At 72.6% G+C, this 18,580-nt stretch carries 23 protein-coding genes; 5 read left to right on the top strand and 18 right to left on the bottom strand.

All coding sequences use genetic code 11. The features are described 5' to 3' along the window. Positions 1-36: 36 nt before the first annotated feature. Positions 37-606, top strand: coding sequence for a CGNR zinc finger domain-containing protein (locus HS041_RS15785; RefSeq protein ID WP_196441433.1), 570 nt, complete (start codon positions 37-39; stop codon positions 604-606). On the opposite strand, the gene HS041_RS15780 is transcribed toward HS041_RS15785, so the two are convergent. From HS041_RS15780 to HS041_RS39335, 8 genes are all read right to left on the bottom strand, one after another. Beyond that, positions 570-1,373 carry an adenosylcobinamide amidohydrolase gene (locus HS041_RS15780; protein ID WP_230879086.1) on the bottom strand — a complete coding sequence of 268 codons (804 nt, stop codon included), beginning with the start codon at positions 1,371-1,373 and terminating at the stop codon, positions 570-572. The genes HS041_RS15785 and HS041_RS15780 overlap by 37 nt on opposite strands. Continuing rightward, positions 1,364-2,143, bottom strand: a complete 780-nt coding sequence (locus tag HS041_RS15775; RefSeq protein WP_196441432.1) for an ABC transporter ATP-binding protein — start codon at positions 2,141-2,143, stop codon at positions 1,364-1,366. Before HS041_RS15775 ends, HS041_RS15780 begins: the two co-directional genes overlap by 10 nt. 34 nt (positions 2,144-2,177) lie before the next feature. Further along, the gene (locus HS041_RS15770) at positions 2,178-3,143 is read right to left on the bottom strand and encodes a FecCD family ABC transporter permease (RefSeq protein WP_196442518.1); all 966 of its coding nucleotides are present in this window, start codon (positions 3,141-3,143) and stop codon (positions 2,178-2,180) included. Between the two features lie 90 nt (positions 3,144-3,233). Beyond that, entirely contained in the window at positions 3,234-4,187 is a 954-nt protein-coding gene (locus tag HS041_RS15765) for an ABC transporter substrate-binding protein (RefSeq protein WP_196441431.1), read from the bottom strand. A gap of 300 nt (positions 4,188-4,487) precedes the next feature. Further along, a complete protein-coding gene (locus tag HS041_RS15760) occupies positions 4,488-5,348 on the bottom strand; it encodes a carbohydrate ABC transporter permease (protein WP_196441430.1) in 861 nt (286 codons plus the stop codon). Then, positions 5,345-5,614, bottom strand: a complete 270-nt coding sequence (locus HS041_RS15755) for an ABC transporter permease family protein (protein WP_196441429.1) — start codon at positions 5,612-5,614, stop codon at positions 5,345-5,347. Before HS041_RS15755 ends, HS041_RS15760 begins: the two co-directional genes overlap by 4 nt. Next, a complete protein-coding gene (locus tag HS041_RS39340) occupies positions 5,611-5,808 on the bottom strand; it encodes an extracellular solute-binding protein (protein ID WP_255529976.1) in 198 nt (65 codons plus the stop codon). Before HS041_RS39340 ends, HS041_RS15755 begins: the two co-directional genes overlap by 4 nt. Next, on the bottom strand, positions 5,808-6,254 hold the full coding sequence (locus tag HS041_RS39335) for an extracellular solute-binding protein (RefSeq protein WP_255529975.1): 447 nt from the start codon (positions 6,252-6,254) through the stop codon (positions 5,808-5,810). The genes HS041_RS39340 and HS041_RS39335 overlap by 1 nt, the downstream gene beginning before the upstream one ends. Before the next feature lie 565 nt (positions 6,255-6,819). Here HS041_RS39335 and HS041_RS15745 point away from each other — a divergent pair. Further along, positions 6,820-7,872, top strand: a complete 1,053-nt coding sequence (locus HS041_RS15745) for a LacI family DNA-binding transcriptional regulator (protein WP_307845314.1) — start codon at positions 6,820-6,822, stop codon at positions 7,870-7,872. Positions 7,873-7,957: 85 nt separating this feature from the next. Here HS041_RS15745 and HS041_RS15740 read toward each other — a convergent pair whose 3' ends face one another. Then, on the bottom strand, positions 7,958-8,758 hold the full coding sequence (locus HS041_RS15740) for an alpha/beta fold hydrolase (protein ID WP_196441427.1): 801 nt from the start codon (positions 8,756-8,758) through the stop codon (positions 7,958-7,960). A gap of 218 nt (positions 8,759-8,976) precedes the next feature. Between HS041_RS15740 and HS041_RS15735 the strand changes: the two genes are divergently transcribed. Beyond that, positions 8,977-9,423: a MarR family winged helix-turn-helix transcriptional regulator gene (locus HS041_RS15735; RefSeq protein ID WP_196441426.1), complete on the top strand. Its 447-nt coding sequence runs from the start codon at positions 8,977-8,979 to the stop codon at positions 9,421-9,423. 72 nt (positions 9,424-9,495) lie between these two features. On the opposite strand, the gene HS041_RS15730 is transcribed toward HS041_RS15735, so the two are convergent. The 5 genes from HS041_RS15730 to HS041_RS15710 all read right to left on the bottom strand — a co-directional run bounded on the left by HS041_RS15730 (position 9,496) and on the right by HS041_RS15710 (position 14,266). After that, positions 9,496-10,350: a Gfo/Idh/MocA family protein gene (locus HS041_RS15730; protein WP_196441425.1), complete on the bottom strand. Its 855-nt coding sequence runs from the start codon at positions 10,348-10,350 to the stop codon at positions 9,496-9,498. Continuing rightward, a complete protein-coding gene (locus HS041_RS15725) occupies positions 10,347-11,153 on the bottom strand; it encodes an SDR family NAD(P)-dependent oxidoreductase (protein WP_196441424.1) in 807 nt (268 codons plus the stop codon). The genes HS041_RS15730 and HS041_RS15725 overlap by 4 nt, the downstream gene beginning before the upstream one ends. Further along, the gene (locus HS041_RS15720) at positions 11,153-12,352 is read right to left on the bottom strand and encodes a cytochrome P450 (protein WP_196441423.1); all 1,200 of its coding nucleotides are present in this window, start codon (positions 12,350-12,352) and stop codon (positions 11,153-11,155) included. Before HS041_RS15720 ends, HS041_RS15725 begins: the two co-directional genes overlap by 1 nt. A gap of 83 nt (positions 12,353-12,435) precedes the next feature. Then, complete coding sequence (locus tag HS041_RS15715) at positions 12,436-13,434, bottom strand: phosphotriesterase family protein (protein ID WP_196441422.1); 999 nt, start codon at positions 13,432-13,434, stop codon at positions 12,436-12,438. Between the two features lie 7 nt (positions 13,435-13,441). Continuing rightward, positions 13,442-14,266 carry a phytanoyl-CoA dioxygenase family protein gene (locus HS041_RS15710; RefSeq protein ID WP_196441421.1) on the bottom strand — a complete coding sequence of 275 codons (825 nt, stop codon included), beginning with the start codon at positions 14,264-14,266 and terminating at the stop codon, positions 13,442-13,444. Between the two features lie 167 nt (positions 14,267-14,433). Here HS041_RS15710 and HS041_RS15705 point away from each other — a divergent pair, with 167 nt between their 5' ends. Continuing rightward, complete coding sequence (locus tag HS041_RS15705) at positions 14,434-15,348, top strand: TIGR03621 family F420-dependent LLM class oxidoreductase (RefSeq protein ID WP_196441420.1); 915 nt, start codon at positions 14,434-14,436, stop codon at positions 15,346-15,348. A 95-nt stretch (positions 15,349-15,443) separates the two neighbouring features. Continuing rightward, positions 15,444-16,025, top strand: coding sequence for a histidine phosphatase family protein (locus tag HS041_RS15700; protein WP_196441419.1), 582 nt, complete (start codon positions 15,444-15,446; stop codon positions 16,023-16,025). Between the two features lie 129 nt (positions 16,026-16,154). Here HS041_RS15700 and HS041_RS15695 read toward each other — a convergent pair whose 3' ends face one another. The 4 genes from HS041_RS15695 to HS041_RS15680 all read right to left on the bottom strand — a co-directional run bounded on the left by HS041_RS15695 (position 16,155) and on the right by HS041_RS15680 (position 18,511). Then, positions 16,155-16,931 (bottom strand): hypothetical protein, encoded by a 777-nt coding sequence (locus tag HS041_RS15695; RefSeq protein ID WP_196441418.1) that lies wholly within the window; start codon positions 16,929-16,931, stop codon positions 16,155-16,157. A gap of 97 nt (positions 16,932-17,028) precedes the next feature. Beyond that, the gene (locus HS041_RS15690; protein ID WP_196441417.1) at positions 17,029-17,295 is read right to left on the bottom strand and encodes a hypothetical protein; all 267 of its coding nucleotides are present in this window, start codon (positions 17,293-17,295) and stop codon (positions 17,029-17,031) included. A gap of 112 nt (positions 17,296-17,407) precedes the next feature. Continuing rightward, positions 17,408-17,644, bottom strand: a complete 237-nt coding sequence (locus HS041_RS15685) for a DUF397 domain-containing protein (protein ID WP_196441416.1) — start codon at positions 17,642-17,644, stop codon at positions 17,408-17,410. Then, positions 17,645-18,511: a Sco1979 family transcriptional regulator gene (locus tag HS041_RS15680; RefSeq protein ID WP_501224830.1), complete on the bottom strand. Its 867-nt coding sequence runs from the start codon at positions 18,509-18,511 to the stop codon at positions 17,645-17,647. Positions 18,512-18,580: the final 69 nt, after the last annotated feature.

The raw sequence follows: 18,580 nt of genomic DNA, 5'->3' as shown, positions 1-18,580 counted from the left end.
CGGCAGGTTACCGGTTCAGAAGGTAACATCAAGAGGGTGAGCACCTTCCGGTTCCACAGCGGGCGGCACTGCCTGAACCTCATCGCCACCGTGGGCAGGCGGCGGGCGGAGCGCGTCGAGCGGCTGACGACGCCTGCCGACCTGGGCCGCTGGTTCACCGAGGCGGGCCTGGCCGCGTCGGCTCCGGCGGCCGGCGCGCGGGAGCTGCGGCAGGCACGCGCCCTCCGCGAGTCGATGTACGAGTTGTTCACCGCCTGTCTGCTGGGCGGGGAGATCCCGTCGGCGGAGCTGGCGGCCGTGAACGACTGGGCCGCCCGGCCCGCGCCGGCGCACCGGCTGGAGGCCGGCCCCGACGGCCGCCTGCGGCGCGTCCCCGGCGAGGTGACCGCGCAGGCCCTGCTGGCCGAGATCGCCCGCGACGCCGTCGACCTGCTCGGCGGGCCGCTGGCCGAACGGGTCCACGAGTGCGAGCTGGGCCCGTGCACGGTGCTGTTCCTGGACACCAGCCGGTCGGGCCGGCGCCGCTGGTGCTCGATGGACGGCTGCGGCGCACGCGCCAAGATGGCCGCCTACCGGGCCCGCCGCACCGGCGAGGGGAGTGTGTGAGGAGGCTTCAGCCAGTCGCGGGCGCCCTGCCGTACGGCCTGGTGGACCGCGCGGGCGATCCGGGCGCCCCAGGTGGAGCGGGGACCGCCGAACGACTCCTCGGGGCCGCCGGGGCGGCTGTCCGGAGCCACGACGCAGACCGCGTCGGAGGCGGTGCCGGTGCAGGGGAAGCCCTCCTCCAGCAGGGCCTGGGTCTTGGCCTCGGTCACCGTCATCACCGCGTTCACCAGGGCGGCGTCGCTCATCGCGACCGGGACGGCGACGACGATGTTGACCGTCCCGGGGAGGTACAGGGGCGCGAGCTCGGGGTCGGCGGCGCCCTCGGGGGCGGCGGCCCAGGTGGGCACGCGCAGGCCGACGGTCGCCACGGCGTGCGCCCCGCCGTCGCCCGCCCTGGTGAAACGGCCCACCGGGGCGGCGGTGAGCATGCCGACGCCGGAGCCGGGCGGGGCCATCTCCAGCAGGTGGTCCACCGGGTCCATCCGGGCGTAGCCGCCGGGCACCTGGGCGTTGAGCACCCACTCCGCCGGGCCGATGCCGCCGCCGACCAGCGCCGAGGAGATCGCCCGCCGGCCCGGTCCGAACTCCCACAGCAGCGAGGCCAGGCGGACGCCGTCCTCCTCGCGGTGGCTCAGCAGCAGGCGGCCGGGCCCGCCGGTGTCCCGTGTCCGATCGATCCGGGCGGATCCGGGCCCGCCGGCCTCCCGGAAGCTCCCGGACCCGGCGGGACCGGGCCCGGCGGTCTCCGGCGTTGGGGTCAGTGGCATGGTCGCTCCAGGTGGACTCCGGGCCTGCCGTCCGGGCGGGTCTCGACCCGGACGCGGGCCCCGAAGTGCTTGTCGATCAGTTCTTCGGTGAGCACATCCGCGGGGGCCCCCGAGGCGGCCACCCGGCCCGCGGAGATCAGCATCATCGAGTCGGCGTACTGCCCGGCCACGCTCAGGTCGTGCAGGGTCGTGACCACGGTCAGCCCGTCGGCCAGCCGGAGCCGGTCGACCAGCTCCAGGACCTGCTGCTGGTGGCCCAGGTCGAGAGCGGTGGTGGGCTCGTCCAGCAGCAGCACGGGGGCCTGCTGGACCAGCGCCCGGGCGAGCACGACCCGCTGGCGCTCGCCGCCCGACAGGTGGCCCAGCGTGCGGGCGGCGAACGGCGCCAGGTCCAGGCGCTCCAGCACCGAGGCGGTCACCTCCCGGTCGTGGCGGCTCTCCCTGCCCAGGTACGGGATGTACGGCGTGCGGCCCAGCAGGGCGTAGTCGAACACGGTCATGTCGGCCGGGAGCGCCGGGGCCTGAGGGGCGTAGGCCAGCAGCCGGGCCCGGTCCCTGGGTTTGAGCCTCCGGACGGGCGTGTCGTCGATGAGCACCTCCCCCGAGCAGGGCAGCACCCCGGCGACGGCCTTCAGCAGGGTGGACTTGCCCGCGCCGTTGGCGCCGATCACGGCGAGCCAGTCACCGCCGCGCACCCGGAGCCCGACCTCGGAGAGCACGGTCCGCGAGTCCAGGACGACCGACAGGTCGCGCGCCCTGATGCGGCTCACGGGCCCTCCTCGCGGGTGACCGCCCCGGTGCCGCTCACGTCTCCACCCGTTTCGTCATCCGCAGGACGGCCACGAAGAACGGCGCGCCGACGAAGGCGGTGACCACGCCGATGGGCAGCTCCGCCGGGGCGAGCACGGTCCGGGCGATCACGTCGCCGAGGACCAGGAAGGCCGCCCCGCCGAGCAGGGAGAGCGGGAGCACGATCCGGTAGGAGCCTCCGGCCAGGCGGCGGACCACGTGCGGGACGACGATGCCGACGAAGCCGATCAGGCCGCTGACCGCGACGGCCGCGGCGGTGGCCAGGGAGGCGGCCAGCAGGACGGCGAGCCGTACCCGGGCGGCGTTGAGGCCGAGGCTGACGGCCTCGTCGTCGCCGACCGAGAGCACGTCCAGCAGCCGCCCGTGCACCAGCAGGGCCGCCACCGAGACCGCCGCGTAGGGGAGGACCAGCGTCACCCGGCCCCAGCCGCCGTCGACGGTGCCGAGGATCCAGCCGTAGATGCGCTGGAGGTCCTCGACGCCGAGCTGCTGGACGAACGTCTGCACGGCGGTGAGGAAGGAGGTCACGGCGACCCCGGCGAGGACCAGCGTGGCGGTCCCGCCGCCCCGGCCGGCGACGTTGCCCAGGGCGTAGGCGAGCAGGACGCCGCCGACGGCTCCGACGAAGGCGGCGGCGGGGATGGAGAGGGACTCGGTGTCGCCCTTGAGGAGCACGATGACCACGGTGGTGGTGAGCCCGGCGCCCGCGGCGGCGCCGAGCAGGTAGGGGTCGGCCAGCGGGTTGCGGAACACGCCCTGGTAGGCGGCCCCGGCGATGGCCAGCAGGCCGCCGACGACCGCCCCGAGCAGCACCCGGGGCAGCCGGATCTCCCACAGCAGCCCCTGCTCGACCGGGGCGAGCCCGGAGTCCGCGGAGACGATCGGGAGCCAGTCGAGCAGTTGCAGGATCACCCTGCCCGGCTCGATGTCCGCCGCCCCGGCCAGCAGCCCGGCGACCATGCTCGCCAGGAGCACGCCCACCGCCGCCAGCAGGGCCGCCGGGCGCAGCCGGGCCGACCGCCGCACCGGGGCACCGGATGGATCGGTCACCTACTCGGAGGCGGCCTTCTGGACGGCCTCGCCGACCTGCTGGGCGAGGTCGGCCACACGCGGCCCCCAGCGGGAGGCGATGTCGTCGTCGAGGGCGATGACCTGGTCGTTCTTGACGGCGGAGAGCTTGGACCAGCCGGGACGCTTGGCGAGGGTGTCCCTGGACTGCCCGCAGCACTTGGTGTCGGCGAGGAAGACCAGGTCGGGGTCGGCCTGGGCGACGAACTCGGCGGAGAGCTTGGGATAGCCCCCGGCCAGGTCAGGAGCCTTGTCGGCGATGTTGGTCAGGCCGAACAGGGCGTAGACCTGGCCGATGAAGGTGGTGGAGGTCACCGAGTAGGGCGTGGTGTCCAGCTCGTGATAGTAGGTGAGCTTCTTGTCCTTGGGCGCGGCGGCCACGATCCCGTCGATCTTCTGCTTCATCCCGGCCACGACCTCCTCGGCCTTGGCCGCGTTGCCGGTGGCCGCACCGAGGTCGGCGATCTGGTCGTAGGCCTCGTCGAGCTTGGTGGCGGCGGGCTCCAGCAGCACCGGGACCTTGACCTTCGCCAGCTTGGCCACGATGCCGTCGACGTCGTTGGCGAGCACGACCAGGTCGGGCTTCTGCGCGATGATCGCCTCGGCGTTCGGCTTGAAGCCGGACAGGTCGGTCTTGGGCGCCTCGGCCGGGAAGGTGGACTGGTCGTCGACCGCGACGACCTGGGCTCCGGCGCCGACGGCGAACAGGCTCTCGGTGGCGGTGGGCGAGAGGGAGACGATCCGCTCGGGCCGCTCGGCGAGGGTGACCTGGCCGTTGCCCGCCTCGACGGTGACGGGGAACTCACCCGCCGCCGAGGCGGTCGCGCTGGCCGTGGCGGTGGCCTCCGGCGGGGAGGTGGTGGAGCTCTGACCGCATCCGGCCAGGGCCAGCGCACCGAGGAGCGCGCCCGCGAAAGCGGTACGTACGGGCCTCACGACAGGTCCTTTCGTCTGCTGGAACCGAGGACCCGCTGGAACATGACGGATCACCCTTTCCCACGAGGGTTGACAGCGCCGGCGCGGCGGGAGGCGACCTGGCTCGGCCGTGGCGGCCATGACAGTTGCGGGACAGCGCCGGGCTCGCACCGGACTTCGCTCCGCACCGCGCGTCGGGCAAACGCTATCAACTCCCCGGGGCGCCACCATGACGCAGGGTCCCGGAGGAGGTGACGCAGGGTTCCGAAGGGGTGGCGCCGCAGGTCCCGGACCGGGCCTCCCGGCCCGGGAGCCCGGCCGCTATCCCTTGACGGCGCCCTGCATGATACCTCCGATGATCTGCTTGCCGAGCAGACCGAACACGATCATCAGCGGCAGCGTGCCGAGCACCGTGCCGGACAGGCCGAGCACGTAGTCGTTGACGTACCCGGCCGCCAGCGTGGACAGGGCGACCTGCACGGTGGGGTTCTCCGGGGTCAGCACCACCAGCGGCCAGAAGTAGTCGTTCCACGCCGACATGAAGGTGAGCATGCCGAGCACGGCCGCCGCGGGGCGGGCGACCGGGAGCACCACGTGCCAGAACAGCCCCCAGGTGGTGCAGCCGTCGACGCGGCCCGCCTCCAGCAGCTCGGTCGGGAGCGCCCGCGACAGGTACTGCGTCATGAAGAACACGCCGAACGCGCTGACCAGCGCGGGGACGATCAGCGCGTACACGGTGCCGGTCCACTCCAGTTTCACCATGAGCATGTAGAGCGGGATGATCCCGAGCTGGGTCGGGACCGTCATGGTCGCCACGGTGAGCAGCAGCAGGGCGTTGCGCCCGCGGAAGCGCAGCTTGGCGAAGGCGAAACCGGCCAGCGTGGAGAAGAACATCACCGCCAGCGCGATGGTCCCGGAGACCAGGACGGAGTCGGTCAGCGCCAGCGCGAAGGGAACGGAGTCGAACACCCGGGCGACGTTGGCGAAGAAGTTCCCGCCGGGCAGGAGCGGGGGCGGGACCTCGGCCAGGGCCGCGTTGTCCCGGGAGACCACCACGACGCTGTAGTACAGCGGGACGGCCGAGAAGAACGCCACGGCCATCAGCGTGAGATAGGTGAGCCGGCGCGCGCCGCCGGGACTGCCGCGCCGTGCCGCACGGGTCGTCGGCCGGAGGGCGGTCATACCAGTCCTCCCTTCGTACGGCGGGTCAGCAGGTAGTTGACGCCCGCGACCACGACGATGAAGACGAACATCATCCAGGAGATGGCCGAGGCGTAGCCGAAGTCGAGCTTGACGAAGTTCTCGTAGATGAACAGCGCGAGTGTCTGGTACTGCCGGTCCGGGCCGCCGGTGGGGCTGTAGACGCCGAAGAGCAGCGGCTCGGCGAGCACCTGCATGGCGCCGATCGTCGAGGTGATGACGACGAAGACGATCGTGGGCTTGATCATCGGGATCGTGATCCTGCGGAGCGCAGCGCGCTGGCCTCCTCGGCCGCGGCGAACTTCTTTCCCGTCTCGACGTACCGGTCCCAGGTCGGCCAGAGCGCCGACACCTCCTCGCGACCGGTGGGCAGGCCGGCCTTCTCGAACAGGTCGGGGCGGTAGCACATGGCCAGGCCGCCGACGTCGGCGCCCAGGCCCATCAGCGAGGAGCCGTCGTTGGAGACGCCCAGCCGCCACTTCCAGTCCAGGTACTCGCCCTGCCGCTTGTCCAGGCCGTAGTCCTTGAGGTTGCGGAACTTGCCCGGCGAGGGGGTGAAGGCTCCGATGTAGCCCCCTCGACGGCCACCACGTCCGCGGCGCCCGCGCCGGTGGCCAACTGGGTGATGAGGTTGGTGTGGTGGTCGTTGAACTGCGCGCGGCGCTCCACGATCTCCACGTTGGGATGGGTCTTCTTGAACTCCGCGTACAGCGGCGCGTAGTGGAAGTCGCTGAACAGCGCGACGGTCAGCGTGACCTTCTCGGCCGGCGCGCCGGGGGCCGCGGTCCCGGCGTCAGTGCCGCCGTCGCCGCCGCAGGCGGCCACGCCCACGGTCAGCGCGACCGCGGCGAGCATCGGGGCGAGAAGCCGGAGGCGGGGCTTGCCCATGGAACCCTCCTCGGGTCCTTGACGGTGATGGAGGAGAGGGACGGCCGTACGGCGCGCCACCCCCGGCTCGGCACGCCGTACGGCCGTGCCGGTCTAGCGGGAGATCCCGGACCCTCCGGTCCGGTACCCGCCTGAACTGCGCGTCAGGTGCACGGCCTTTCCTCGGAATGGGGGTGTCCGCCGCGCGCGACGACGGGAGGGGGAGAGCGCTCTCCGTGAGAGAGCGCACACCCGGGAGCGGAACACTGTCAAGGCTCTCCCTTGCCGGCCCGCAACCTTCTGCTCACTTCGGCGCGACGAACACTGCTTCGACGAGGCCCTTTCCGGCCCGGTCCTGACAGCGGCGGCCCGCACAAGGAATCTGGCCGACACTGGAGAGCGCTCTCTATCCTGCCCGGCGAAACTTCCGAACCGGAGCGGACCTGAACCTTCCGGAGGAGAATCCGGTCACCGAGTGGGAAAACCTCCGTCTGCCGAGGCAGTCAGGTTTCAGGAGCACACGAATGTCCAGGTCAAAGCGATAAGATCATGGGATAGCGATTTCCGAATGTGCTATAAAGACCCGGTGAACGTAGCCACACCGCCCTCGGGATCGACCCCCACACTGGAGGACGTGGCCCGGGCGGCGGGCGTCTCCCGCGCCACGGTCTCCCGGGTGATCAACGGCATCCGCAACGTCGACCCCGCGATCCAGGAGGTGGTCAGGCAGGCCGTCGCCGCCACCGGCTACGTCCCCAACCAGGCGGCCCGCTCGCTGGTGACCCGCCGCGCCGGGGTGGTGGCCCTGGTCGTCTCCGGGGCGAGCGGGGAGGAGCCGGGCGAGCCCTCCCCCGGCCAGGTCTTCACCGACCCGTTCTTCGGCCGGGTGGCCGCCGGCATCATCGGGTTCCTCCGCCCCCAGGGCATCCACCCGATCCTGATGTTCGCCGACGACGCCGAGACCCGCACCCAGGTGCTCACCTACCTGCGGCAGGGCAACGCCGACGGGGCCCTGCTGGTCTCCACTCACGCAGAGGACCCCCTCCCCCGGCTCCTCGCCGACGCGGGCCTGCCCGCCGTGCTCTTCGCCAGGCCCGCCGAGCCGATCCCGATCAGCTACGTCGACGTCGAGCACCGGGCCGGGGCCAGGCTCGCCGCCGACCACCTCGTCTCCCGGGGCTGCCGGCGGGTCGCGACCATCACCGGGCCGCCCAGCCTGCCCGCCGCGCAGGCCCGGCTGGCCGGTTTCCGGGACGCCATGGCGGTGCACGGCCACCCCTACATCCCCTGCGCCGAGGGGAACTTCACCTACCACAGCGGGGAGGCCGCCATGGAGCGGCTGCTCGCCGGGCATCCGGACCTCGACGGCGTCTTCGCCGCCAACGACGTGATGGCCCAGGCGGCCCTGTTCGTGCTGCGGCACCGCGGTCTCAGGGTGCCGGAGGACGTCGCCGTGATCGGCTTCGACGACAGCAGCGTGGCGGCCGCCAGCCGCCCGGCGCTCACCACCGTCCGCCACCCCGTGGAGGACATGGCCGCCGAGATGGCCCGCCTGCTACTGGCCCAGGTCGACCGGCCCGAGCTGCCGGCGACCTCGATCATCTTCGATCCCGCCCTCGTCGTCCGGGAGTCCGCCTGACCGCAGGCCGTACGACTGGGGCGCGACCCCGCCTCCTTCACCGTCGCCGCGCCTCCGGCGGCTCAGGACGTCCCCGCCGGGCGCCTCACCCGGCGAACGCGGCCAGCCGGGAGGCGACGGCCTCCGCGAACGACCCGGGGTGCTCGAAGGGCAGGCCGTGACCGCCGGGCAGCTCCAGGAACTCCGCCTTCTCGATCAGCTCGGCGAGCTCCCGCTGGTGGTGCGGCGGCACGATCCGGTCGTCCCTGCTGGAGATGATCAGCGTGGGCGCGGTGATCCGGGACAGCGAGGCGGTGATGTCGACGTCGATGTCGGCCCGCGCCTGCCGCACGAACCCCTGCCCGGCCCCCTCCAGCAGGCTGGAGAAGCCTGCGGTGGCGGACGCGAAGTCCTGGTGGCCGCGAGCCCGCAGGGTGTCGTCGGACATGGCGGTCAGCTGCAGCAACCTGGCCAGCAGCTCGCGGTCGTGCCCCAGCAGGCGCACCCAGAGGTCGAACTGGAAGGCCATCCAGGGGTCGGTCCTGGCCCAGCCCGCGTGGGCGATCACCGACCGCACCCGTTCGGGCCTGGCGGCCGCGGCCGCCAGCGCGACGACCGCGCCCAGCGAGTGGCCGACGAGGTGGAAGCCGTCGAGCCCGGCGTGCTCGGCCGCGCCGAGCACCTGGGCGGCCAGGTCGTCGACGTGCAGGGGGCCGCCGTCGTCGACGGTGGCCCCGGCGCCGGAGAGGTCCGGCGCGACCACGGTGTAGCGGTCGGCGACCATGTCGATGAGCGGTGCCCAGTTGCTGCGCCCGTCGGCGCCGGTGCCGTGGACGAGGACGAGCCCGGGTCCGCGGCCGGTGCGCAGGTAGTTGACGGTGCTGGTGCCTACGGTGACGGTGGGCATGTCTCTTCTCTCCTGGAGGTGGGCGACCCGGCCCGCCGGCTCCGCGCCGTGCGCACCGGGCGGGGCCCGCCCGCGACCGTGCGGGAACGGACGGGCGTGCGGGAACAGACGGCGGGGCGGCGCGGACGATCACCGGGACCGGTGATATCAGAGCCCTGATGACCATCAGTACATTGATATACATATGAGCCTGTGTCAAATTCGGTAGCGTTCGCGGTGTGGGCACTGAGGAGAAGGTCGCCGAAGCGAGCGCGTGGCGGCTGGGCAACACCATCAAGCGGGCCGAGCAGGCGCTGATCGCCGAGAAGACCCGGGTCCTGCGGCCCTTCGGGCTGACCGTGCCGCAGTACGCGGCCCTGCTGACGCTCTCCCTCGCCCCGGGCATCTCCGGGGCCAGGCTGGCACGGCTGTGCCTGGTGACCCCGCAGAGCATGACCACCGTGCTCAAGACCCTCGAGTCGCGGCGGCTGATCGAGCGCCGTCCCTCGCCCGACCACGCGCAGGTGCTGGTCACCCGGCTCACCCCGGAGGGACAGGCGCTCTTCGACCGGGCGGACGCGGCCGCGGTGGCCGTCGAGCGGCGGCTGCTGGAGGCCTACGCGCCCGAGGAGCGCGACCTCCTGCGCGGGCTGCTCGATCGGGCCATCACCACCCTGAGCCCCTGATCCCCCGGCCGCGGCAGGCCGGCGCGCGGGACGGGCCCCGGCCGGGGACTGCGCGGCCCGCGGGGCCGTGCGTCAGCCGAGCTGCGCCTCGGCGGCGTCGATGATCTCCTGCAGACGCAGGCCGTGCAGGGCGTCGAGCGGGTGGCCGCCGCCGTTGCGCACGGTCTCGGCGAACTCGGCGATCATCGTGGCGAAGACGTCCGGGCCGAGGGCGTTGCGGTCGACGGACTCCCTGCCGAGCCTGCCGTAGACGTCCACGCGGGAGGGCGGGGTCTGCCCGGCCGCGGTCAGGCAGAGCGAGGCCTCGCTGACCGCGCCGGTCTCGTGCTCCAGCAGCAGGCCGACCCAGCCCGTCGGGTTGCCGTGCGCGCGCACCCCCACCACCGCGCCGAGCGCGGCGTCCAGCATGTCGATCATGTGCGGGCCGACGTCGAGGATCGCGCCGCGCTCCAGCCGCCACGGGCTGTCGAAGTCACCGCCCAGCATCGCGCCGGAGATGTTCGTCGCGTGCCCGCCGAACGGTTCGATGGCCGACACCCTCGCCAGGAAGGCCCGCACGGCCGCCGAGTAACGCCAGGTCAGGCACATCTGCGAGGCCACGCCCGCCTCCCCGACCGCGTCGGCGAGCTGCCGCGCGCCGTCCAGGTCGGCCGCGAGCGGCTTCTCCAGCAGCAGCGCCTTGCCCGCCTTGGCGGCCAGGACTCCCAGCTCGGCCTGGACCGCGGGCGGCACCGAGAAGACCACCGCCTCGCAGGCGTCGAACAACGCCTCGATCCGCTCGAAGACCGGGGCCCCCAGCCTGACCGCCGCCTCGGGCCTGCGGGCCCACACCCCCGCCAGCCGGGTGTGCGGCCCGGCCGCCAGCGCCGGCGCGTGCACCTTCTCCGCCCACGGCCCGGCGCCCACCAGGCCAACAGAAATCGTCACATGTCCAGCTTCTCACGGGACCATGTCCTGATCGCGTGCTCGGGGCGGTGCGCGGTGGTGCCGCCGTCGACGACGACCGTCTGACCGGTCACGCAGCGCGCCTCGTCGGAGGCGAGGAAGGCGACGAGCGCGGCCACGTCATCCGATTCGGCCGCCCACGGCAGGACGCGTTCGGCGGCCTTCTCCGCCAGCCGCTCCGGGGTCATCACGGCCCGGGCCAGGTCGGTCATGACCAGGCCGGGCGCCACCGCGTTGCACCGGATGCCGCGGGAGCCGTACATGGTGGCGACATAGCGGACCAGGCCCGTCAGCGCCGCCTTGGAGGCGCCGTAGGCGGCGTGGTCGGCGTCTCCCACCAGTGCCGAGACCGAGGAGGTCAGCACGATCGCGCCGCCGTCGTCCATCGCCGGGACCGCGTGCTTGACCGCGAGCATCGCGCCGCGCAGGTTGACCGCCATCGTCCGGTCCCAGACGTCCACGTCCATGTCGAGCAGGTCCTGGTCCCTGCCGTAGACCTCCCGGTCCAGGCAGGCGGCGTTGGAGTGCAGCACGTCCAGCCGCCCGAACGAGGCGACCAGTTCGGCCACCGCCGCCGCCACCTCCGCCTCCTCGGACACGTCGCAGTGGAGGGCGCACGCCGTACCGCCCGCGGACCTGATCGCCGAGACGACCGCCCGCGCGCCCGCCGGGCGCAGGTCGGCGACCCCGACCCGGGCCCCCTCGGCGGCGAGCCGGTGCGCGGTGGCCGCGCCGATCCCCGAACCGGCCCCGGTCACCAGAGCGACCTTGCCGCCGAAGCGCATCACCACTCCACGGGCAGCGCGGTCAGGCCCCGGCCGACGATCGAGGGGCGGTAGGAGAGGGGTTCGCCGGGGACCAGGCGCAGCCCGGGCAGGCGCTCGCCGAGGACCTCCAGGGCGGTGCGGAGCTGGAGGCGGCCCAGCGCCGCGCCGACGCAGAAGTGGATGCCGTAGCCGAAGGTCATGTGCGCGTCGGCGTTGGGACGCTCGATCAGGAACCGTTCGGGGTCGTCGAAGACGGTCTCGTCGTGGGCCGCGGAGTCGGTGGAGAGCAGGCAGAGCGAGCCGGCCGGGATCGTCGTCCCGTGCAGCTCGACGTCGGTGGTGGCGTAGCGGAACGAGCCGAGGCTGGCGCCGTCGATGCGCATGCACTCCTCGACGGCGTTGCGGGCCTTCTCCGGCGGGACCGGCCACAGTCCCTCGCGCAGCAACCGCAGCACGCTGTTGCCGAGCTGGTTGGGGACGGTGTCGTTGCCGCCGAGCAGGATCGTGGAGATCAGCTCGACCACCTCGCGGTGCGACAGCTCGGTGCCGATCAGGGAGGTCATCAGAGAGGTGAAGTCGTCACGGGGCTCCTTGGCCCGGGAGGCGACGAGCCCGTCCACGTAGTCGAGGTAGACCAGGAAGCTCTCGGCCAGCGCGAGCTGCCGGTCGGGCGGCTGCGGTGACAGGAAGAGCTGGAACCAGTCCTTCACGTGGTTCTTGACGAACTCCTCGTCCTCCTGCGGAACGCCGATGAACCGCGCGGTGAGCCTGGCCGACGGCGCGTGGGCGATCTCCGCCACCAGGTCGCCCCCGCCGCGCGGGACCACCCGGCCGAGCAGCTCCTCGTTCAGCTCCCGGAACCGCTGCTCCAGCGCGGCGACGGCGCGCGGGGTGAAGGCCCGCGAGACCGAGCGGCGCAGCCGGGTGTGCACGGGCGGGTCCACGTTGGCCACGAAGCTCGACAGGAACGAGCCGTGCTCGCCCAGCTTGAGGCGGGTCTCCGCCGACAGGCTCCGGGAGATGGTCAGCGAGCCCTCGGAGGAGAACCGCCGAGGGTCGCCGTAGGCGGCGCGGACGTCGGCGTAGCGGGTCAGGACGTAGGCGTCCAGGTGCTCGCTGCGGAAGACCGGCCGCTCATGGCGGAGCCTGCGCAGGAAGTCGTACGGCGCGGCGACGTGCCAGGCCGCGCCGACGTCGAAGTCAGCAGCGTCGATCATGAGGGTCTCCCGGCTTTCGGGGGTCGGTACGGCGGGCTCGGAGTCGTCCGCCGCGGGGTCCGCTGGGACGGGCCCGCGACGGCTCAGTACGGCCGGCACGGGGTGAGGACGTCGCGGGGGTTGGTGACGAGCATCTGGTGGATCTGCTCCTCGGTCACGCCCCGCCTGCGCAGCTCGGGCAGGACGTCCCGGGAGATGTGCAGCAGGTGGTAGTCCGGGTGGCGGCGCCGTACCACCTCGTGGTCGAAGCGGTCGTTGAAGCAGTAGGAGTCGTGGGACAGGACCATGCGTCCGGCGTGGCCGCGCTCGCACATGGCCGCCACCGTCGCCACCCGGTCCTCGAACGAGCTGATCGTGTCGATGCCGAACCGGTCCATGCCCAGGTAGGAACCACCCGCGACGAGCTCCTCCAGATAGGCCAGGTCAGTGGAGTCCCCGGCGTGGCCGATCACCACCCGCCCCAGGTCCACGCCCTCGGAGGCGAGGAGTTTCTGCTGGTCCAGGCCGCCGCCCGAGGCGCTGTGGGAGTGGGTCGAGATCGGCACGCCGGTGGCCCGGTGCGCCTCGGCGACCGCGCGGAAGACCCGCTCGCAGCCCTTGGTCATGCCCAGGTGGTCGGAGGCGCACTTGAGGATGCCCGCTCTGACCCCGGTGTCGCCGATGCCCTCGGTGATGTCCCGGACGAAGAACTCGGCCAGCCGGTCGGGGCCGCCGAACAGCGATCCCGGGCCGCGGTTGCCGAAGTAGGGCGGGAGTGCGTCGTAGGTGTACAGGCCGGTCGCGGCGACGATGTTGACCTCGGTCAGCTCGGCCACCCGCTGGACGGCGGGCACGTACCGGCCCAGTCCGATCACGGTGAGGTCCACGATCGTGTCGATCCCGTGGCCCTTCAGCTCGGTCAGCTTGTCGGCGGCCTCGCGGGCCCGCCGTTCGAGGTCCCAGCCCTCGGGGATGTCCGGCCAGTTCCACAGGATCTCCGGGCTGAGCCCGAAGACGTGTTCGTGCATGAGCGTCGCGCCCGGCTCCTCCACCGGCCCGGCGACGGTCTCGACGGCCCGGGCGCCCTCCCTCTGCTCGCTCACGACCGGCTCACCGCTCCCCGCCGGCCCGCGCGGGGGCCACGACCGGGAACTTCGGGTGCTCGAACGGCTCGTTGACGGCCAGTCCCAGCCCGTCGGTCTGCCGGTACGGCGTGCCGGTGTAGAGGGCGTCGGCGTCGAAGTAGGTGACGGTGAACGACAGGCGGGGGGTGTCACGGCGGTTGGCGGCGGCGCCGTGCACGGTCAGCGCGTGGTGCACGGTCGCGTCGCCCGCGGCGAGGTCGAGCGGCGGGGAGAGCTCCAGCTCCTTGAGCCAGGGATGCTGGCTGAGCTGGTCGTCGCCGTCGCGGGCGAAGGACCGGCCGAGCACGCCGTACCGGTGGGAGCCGCTGTAGAACCGCAGGGAGCCCATGTCGGCGGGCACGTCCGCCAGCGCGAGCCAGACGGTGAGCATGGCCGAGCGGTCCATCGGCATCCACGGGAAGTCCTGGTGGAACTCGGTGGCCCCGTGCCCCCCGTCCTCCGGCTCCTTGATCAGCAGGTTCGTCACCTGCACCCGCACCCCGGCCACTCCGTGCAGCAGCCGGACGGCCGCCCGGCCCAGCCGGGGGTCGAAGGCCAGGGCCCGGAAGTGCCCGTCGGACTCGGCGATGTCCCTGGACTGCCCGAACGCCCGGTCCACCGTGGAGGTGACGGCGCGGGAGCGCCCGGCGAGGTATTCCAGCGCCCGGTCCCTGAGCAGGGCCACGTGAGCGGGGTCGGCCAGGCGCGGCAGGCGTACCCAGCCGTTCTCCCTGAAGCGGGCGACCTCGTCGTCGGTCACGTCGCGGACCGGGGTGGTGTCGGCCGTGGGCGCCGGGGTCTTGTCAGCCATGGGCTCAGTGTCGGACCGCGCACCGTCGTAAAGCAAGCGCTTGGTATAGAGAACCGCAGGGGAGGCCCGGCGGGTTCGCCCCGGAACGGCGGGCCTTCCGCGGCCCTCCTCCCCTCCGTAGGCTTACCAAGCGCTTGGTCAGGATGATCGGGAGAGGGAGGACGCCGATGGATCGGCCGTTCCGGTTCGCCGCGGTGGTCAGGGAGGCCGCCTCCGGCAGGGAGTGGGCGAGCAAGGCCCGCCGCCTGGAGGATTCGGGCTTCGACGTGCTGCTCGTCCCCGACCACCTGGTGGGCCCCCGCCTGGCGCCGGTCGCGGCGATGACCGCGGCGGCCTGCGCGACCGGCCGGCTGCGGGTCGGCACCCTGGTGTTCGCCAACGACTTCCGGCACCCGGCGGTGCTCGCCAAGGAGGCGGCCACCGTGGACCTGCTCTCGGAGGGCCGCCTGGAGCTCGGCCTGGGCACCGGCTGGATGGCCGCCGACTACGCCTCGGCGGGACTGGCGCTCGACCCGCCGGGGACCCGCGTGGACCGGCTCGCCGAGGCGATCACGGTCCTCAAGGGACTCTGGGGCGACGGCCCCTTCAGCTTCCAGGGCGAGCACTACCGGATCGACGGGCTGGACCAGCGCCCCAAGCCGGTCCGGCGGCCTCACCCGCGGCTGCTGCTCGGCGGCGGCGGGCCGCGCATGCTCCGGCTCGCCGCCCGCGAAGCCGACGTGATCAACCTCGGCATGCGGGTCAGGGCCGACGGCATCGGCCCCGACGGCGCCGACGGCGGCCTGGACGCGTTCCTCGCCAAGATCGACCTGGTACGGCGGGCCGCGGCCGGCCGCTACGGCGCGATCGAGCTCGGCACCAGCGTCCAGCAGCTCGGCGCGCGCAGGCCGGGCGAGTCGTGGAGCGCCGCCGACTCCTCCCGGCAGGACGAGACCCCCCAGGTCCTGCTCGGCACCCGCCAGGACATCGTGGACAAGCTCCGGCACTGGCGCGACACCCACGACCTGTCCTACTTCGTGCTCCACCACGAGCGTGACCTGGACGCCTTCACCCCGGTCGTGGAGGAGCTCGCGGGACGGTGACCGGTGCGCAACGGGTCGGGGAACACGAGAGGCGCGACCGGCGGGCGGGGGCACCGGCGGGACGGCGCGAGCCGTACCGGCATGATGGGTTCACCATGAACGAGATGATTCTGCTGCGGCACGGCGAGACGGAGTGGAGCCGGGACAGGCGGCACACGGGACTCACCGACCTGCCGCTCACCCCCAGGGGAGAGGGCGAGGCACGGGCGCTCGCCCCCCTCGTCAAGGACAGGGACTTCGACCTCGTCCTGGTCAGCCCCGCACTGCGGGCCCGCCGCACGGCCGAGCTCGCCGGGCTGGACGGTTACGCGACCGAGCCGGACATGTGGGAATGGGACTACGGCGGCTACGAGGGGATCACCACCGCGGCGATCCGCGAGACCCGCCCCGGCTGGTATCTGTGGCGCGACGGGGTGATCCCCGGCGACGCCGACCACCCCGGCGAGAGCGCCGCGCAGGTCGGGGCCCGCGCCGACCGGGTCCTCGACCGCGCGAGGGCCGCGGCGGGCGACGTCGCCCTGGTCGCCCACGGCCACTTCCTCCGGGTCCTGGCGGCCCGCTGGCTCGGCCGGCCTCCCGAGGAGGGCCGTTTCTACCGCCTGAACACCGGCACCTACTCCCGCCTCGGCTTCGAGCACGGCGAGCCGGTCATCCTCTCCTGGAACGTCCCGGTCTGACCCGGCCACCGGACCGGGCACGGTACGTCCGTCCGGTCCGGACGCCCGGCTCCGGCCGCCCCGGGTCGCCGCCGGACCGCACGAGACCGTCGCCCGGTTCGCGGCCCGCGCGTGACCGGTCTCCGGCTCTCAGCCCGCAGGCCGGTCGCGGACCGGGGAGAGCCGGGATCCCGGGAAGGGCGCCAGGAGGGTCTCGCGCCAGGGGCCGTCGAGGAAGTCCCTGGCCCGTCTGCTCCAGGCGAGCAGGCGCTCGTCCGGCTCGGCCTCGTCGTCCAGGCCGAGGGCGGCGTCCCTGGCGCGCTGCACGGCCAGGTGCGCGTCCAGGGACATCCCCCAGACCGTGACCACCTCGGTGTCGCAGAACAGCACCTCGTACAGGCCGATCGGGCGGTGGCCGTGGTCGGCCAGGACGGGCGCGCGCTCCTCGCGGACGGCGTCGAGGTAGTCCAGGGCCGCGCCGGGACGCACCCGCGCGCTCTCGAAGAGGTAGAACGGCGCGGCGTAGCCCTCGGCCGTGACGTCGGCCAGGGCGGGGCTGCCGCGCACCGCGCCGAGCGGCCGGGAGAAGGCCGAGAAGCGCAGGCCGTCGATGTCGGACAGGAACAGCCTGTCGTCGACGCCGTCGTAGATGTCCATCATCTGACGCCAGCCGCCCTCCCAGCCGCCGTGGCAGTCCCAGAGCGTGACGGCCCTGAACTGCGGGTGGCCGGTGATGCCGACGGCGTAGAAAGCCCCGACGAGGTCGATCTCCCGCGATCTGATCGACAGTCCCCTGGTCAGCGCGGGGGTGTCGAGGTCCTCGTCCTCCTTCTTGTATCGGGTGAGCCAGGTGAGGTACTCCAGCGGCCTGCGCGAGTTCATCGGCCGGAAGTCGACCTCTTCGATCAGGTAGATCCCACGCCGCATGGAAGCGCCTCCAAGCCAAGCGAATGCTTGGTTGGCAGATTAGCCCAGGAGGCCGGGGCCGTACAGGCCGGGGACCGGGAGGGGACGCGGGCCGGCGTCAGGCCGCCGCGACCGCGGGTTGCGGGCCGCGGCCGGTCAGCCACTCGATGACCATCCGGTGACCGTGGCAGGCGTCCTCGAAGCGACCCCAGCTCCAGTAGCGCGGCTGGTCGCGCACCCCGGTGACCCACGTGCGGTAGGACACCGGGAGCGCGCCGCCGGCGGTGGCCGCAGATCCGACACCGTAGGTCCGGATCACGACGCGACCGCCTGGCGCGAACAGCACGTCGTCGGCCACGGGATACAGGGTCATCTTGTCGAGCACGGTTCGGTCCCCCTTCTTGGCTGTGGCCCGAACTCTGCCCGACCGCCCCGTCCCCCCTGTTACGCGACCGGCGCAGCCGGGTTAACCGCGTGCGCCGGAGGTAAAAACGGCGTTACACCGTCAGACTGTCGAACTCCCCGTCCTTCACCCCGAGCACCAGCGCACGGATCTCGTCGCGGGTGTAGATCAGGGCCGGACCGTCCGGAAACCGGGAGTTCCTGACCGCCACGCTGCCGTCCGGCAGCTCGGCGAGCTCGACGCAGTTACCCTGCGAGTTGCTGTAGCGGCTCTTTCGCCAGTCGGCCCCGGCCAGGTCCGTGGCGGGCATGCCGTTATAGGTCTGCTCCATTTAGATCTCTCTGAGAAGGGCGCCGAGTAGCTCGGTGGTGCCCCCGGGCGTTGTGCTCTCCACGCACAGCTGCTCCATGGCCGTGAGGTATGGATCCACGTCCTCACGCTTGTCCAGGTAGAGGGCCCCCCAGAGCTGCTCGACGTAAACGACGTCCGACAGGTCGGACTCGGGAAATCTGAGGATGCTGAACGCGCCACCCTCGGCCGCATGCATACCGAACTTGAAGGGCATCACCTGGATGGTGATGTTGGGAAGCGTGGCCGCCTCCAGCAGGTGCCGGAGCTGCTCACGCATGATCTCCCTGCCTCCGATCGGCCGTTTCAGCGCCGCCTCGTCGATGACGGCCCACAGGCGGGGTCCGCCCTTGGCCGTCAGGCGGTCCTGCCGTTGCATGCGCATATGCACGCGGCGCTCGATCTCCGCGTCCGGCACGTCCGGGTAGCCCAACCGGTAGACGGTGCGCGCGTAGGCGGACGTCTGCAGGAGGCCGGGAACGAACTGCACCTCGTAGGTGCGGATCACGTTCGCCGCCTCTTCCAGCCCCACGTAGGTGGCGAACCAGCCCGGCAGCAGATCGCCGTACTTGTGCCACCAGCCCGGGGTGTTCGCCTCGCGGACCATCTCCAGCAGGCCGCGCCGTTCCGCGTCGTCGAGCACGCCGTACAGGGTGAGCAGGTCTTCCACGTCCCGGGTCTTGAATCCCACCCGGCCCAGTTCCATCCGGCTGATCTTGGACTCGGAGGCGCGGATGTGGAATCCCGCCGCCTCGCGGGTGAGCCCTTTGCCCTCGCGCAGACGGCGCAGACTCGCGCCGAGCATGATGCGCCGGACGGTGGAACCGGTACCCGGAGGGTCGATGGACACGTGGTGCTCCTTGCTCGCTTCCTGATCGACAGTGTGTCACTTCACAACCGGGAATTTCCCGGGTAAGGA

The organism is Planomonospora sp. ID67723, from assembly GCF_015711605.1.
Classification (GTDB): domain Bacteria; phylum Actinomycetota; class Actinomycetes; order Streptosporangiales; family Streptosporangiaceae; genus Planomonospora_A.
This window is presented reverse-complemented; position numbering and strand designations above follow the sequence as displayed.